The organism is Aquitalea aquatica (assembly GCF_013911085.1).
Lineage (GTDB): Bacteria > Pseudomonadota > Gammaproteobacteria > Burkholderiales > Chromobacteriaceae > Aquitalea > Aquitalea aquatica.
On the sequence record NZ_JACERN010000016.1, the window covers coordinates 1 to 2,626 of the forward strand.

Annotated in this window: 3 protein-coding genes; all 3 read left to right on the forward strand. The window is 61.5% G+C overall.

Going from position 1 to position 2,626, the window contains the following annotated elements; genetic code table 11:
- Positions 1-234 (forward strand): arginine deiminase family protein (locus H2Z84_RS04420; RefSeq protein WP_258869288.1); only part of this gene is annotated, 234 nt, incomplete at its 5' end.
- Positions 235-315: 81 nt separating this feature from the next.
- Complete coding sequence (locus tag H2Z84_RS04425) at positions 316-1,326, forward strand: ornithine carbamoyltransferase (RefSeq protein ID WP_181834903.1); 1,011 nt, start codon at positions 316-318, stop codon at positions 1,324-1,326.
- Positions 1,327-1,733: 407 nt separating this feature from the next.
- Positions 1,734-2,626 (forward strand): carbamate kinase (arcC, locus tag H2Z84_RS04430; protein ID WP_181834904.1); only part of this gene is annotated, 893 nt, incomplete at its 3' end.

Consider the following 2,626-nt stretch of genomic DNA (forward strand, 5'->3'; position numbering starts at 1 on the left):
CAGACCGCTGGCGATGCCTACCAGCGTGAACGCGAACAATGGGATGACGGTAACAACGTGGTGGCCCTGGATCGCCGCGTGGTGGTGGCCTACGACCGTAACACCTACACCAACAAGCTGATGCGTCAGCACGGGGTGGAAGTGATCGAGATTCCGGCCTCCGAACTGGGCCGCGGCCGTGGCGGTGGTCACTGCATGACCTGCCCGATCATCCGTGACGAAGTGAAGATCTAAGACCTTTCGAACATTGCATCAATATCGCCCGGTGGCGTTGGCCCAAGCCCGCCACCCGGCACCGAAACAAGGAGCGTTACCATGGCTTTCAATCTGCGCAACCGCAACTTCCTCCGCATGCTGGACTTCACCCCGCGCGAAATCCGCTACATGCTCGACCTGGCCCGCGATCTGAAACGCGCCAAGTACACCGGCACCGAACAGCAACACCTGAAGGGCAAGAACATCGCCCTGATTTTCGAAAAGACCTCTACCCGTACCCGTTGTGCTTTCGAAGTGGCCTGCTACGACCAGGGCGCCAATGTGACCTACCTCGGACCGTCCGGCTCGCAGATCGGTATCAAGGAATCGATGAAAGATACCGCCCGCGTACTGGGTCGCATGTATGACGCCATCGAATACCGTGGTTTCGACCAAGAGATGGTCGAGAACGAACTGGCCAAGTTTGCCGGCGTCCCGGTGTACAACGGCCTGACCGACGAATGGCACCCCACCCAGATGCTGGCCGACGTGCTGACCATGTGGGAAAACAGCGACAAGCCGATCTCGCAAATCAGCTACACCTACCTGGGTGACGCCCGCAACAATATGGGCAACTCCCTGCTGGTAATCGGCAGCAAGCTGGGCATGGACGTACGTATCGGCGCGCCGAAACACCTGTGGCCGACCGACGAACTGGTGGCCGAATGCCGTGAAATCGCTGCCCGTACCGGTGCGCGCATCACCCTGACCGAAGATGCCGCCGAAGCTGTCAAAGGCACCGACTTCATCCACACCGACGTCTGGGTCTCGATGGGCGAACCGGCCGAAGTATGGGCCGAACGTATCCGCCTGCTGAAGCCTTACCAAGTGAATGCCGCGCTGATGGCTGCTGCCCAGAACCCGCAAGTCAAGTTCATGCACTGCCTGCCGGCTTACCACAACAGCGAAACCAAGGTAGGCAAGGAAATCGCTGCGCAATACCCGGACCTGGCCAATGGCATTGAAGTGACCGAAGACGTGTTCGAAAGCGAAGCCTGCATTGCCTTCGAGCAAGCCGAGAACCGCATGCACACCATCAAGGCTATTCTGGTCGCCACCCTGGGCGACTGAATTCCGGGCGTCTGACGGCTGCGCCTTTGCATTCCGGTGGTCGGCGCTGCGCGCTGTCCTCATGGACTTGATGTCCACTGCGGCAGCTGTGCTGCGGCGCTCACCGGCCTGCTGTGGCTCGCTCGCCAGCCACCTCGGAATTGGCAATGTGGCAAAGCCCTGCCGCATTGCCAGTCGTTAAAGTCTGACCGCAACACCGTTTTACCCTCCGCGACGGCACACCCCTGAAGCCGTGGAGTGGCCCGAGATCCGGCCCCCCCTCACTCAGCCGGATCTCACCCCCCCATCCCGGCCCCGCCTTCCCACGGGAAGTCCGGCCACCACATCAGAAATCAGATGGACTGCCCAAGCAGGCCATCAACGCCGCCACCCCAAACACAGCGGGGCGGGGCAGGAAAGGAAACATCATGCGAGTCGTCGTAGCCCTGGGCGGCAATGCCCTGCAACGTCGTGGCGAAGCCATGACCGCTGACAACCAACGCGCCAACGTCAAGGTGGCCGCCGAACAACTGGCCGCCGTCACCCGGCTCGGCCACAACCTGGTGATGTGCCACGGCAACGGCCCGCAAGTAGGCCTGCTGGGTCTGCAAAACGACGCCTACGCCCGCCACGTTGATGGCAAGGTCACCCCGTATCCGCTCGACGTACTGGGCGCACAGACCGAAGGCATGATCGGCTACATGATCGAACAGGAACTGGGCAACGTACTGCCGTTCGAAGTGCCGCTGGCCACCATCCTCACCCAGACCGAAGTGGACGCCGCCGACCCGGCCTTCCAGAACCCGACCAAGTTTGTTGGCCCGGTGTACAACAAGGAAGAGGCCGAAGCCATGGCTGCCAGCCACGGCTGGACGGTGAAAGCTGACGGCGACTACTACCGCCGCGTGGTACCGAGCCCGAAACCGCAACGCATCTTCGAAATGCGCCCGATCAAATGGCTGATCGAAAAAGGTGCCGTGGTGATCGCCGCTGGCGGTGGTGGCATCCCCACCATGTACCAGGGTGACAAGCTGGTGGGCGTGGAAGCGGTGATCGACAAAGACCTGGCCTCGGCCCTGCTGGCGCGCGAAGTGGATGCTGACTACTTTGTCATCGCCACCGACGTGAAGAGCGTGTTTGTTGGCTGGGGTACTCCGGAAGCCAAGGCCATCCGTCACGCCCACCCGGACGAAATGGACAAGCTGGGCTTTGCTGCCGGCTCGATGGGTCCGAAAGTGGAAGCCGCCTGCGAATTTGCCCGCCTGACTGGCAAGCGTGCGGTGATTGGCGCGCTGGAAGACATCGAGCGCATTGTGAAGGG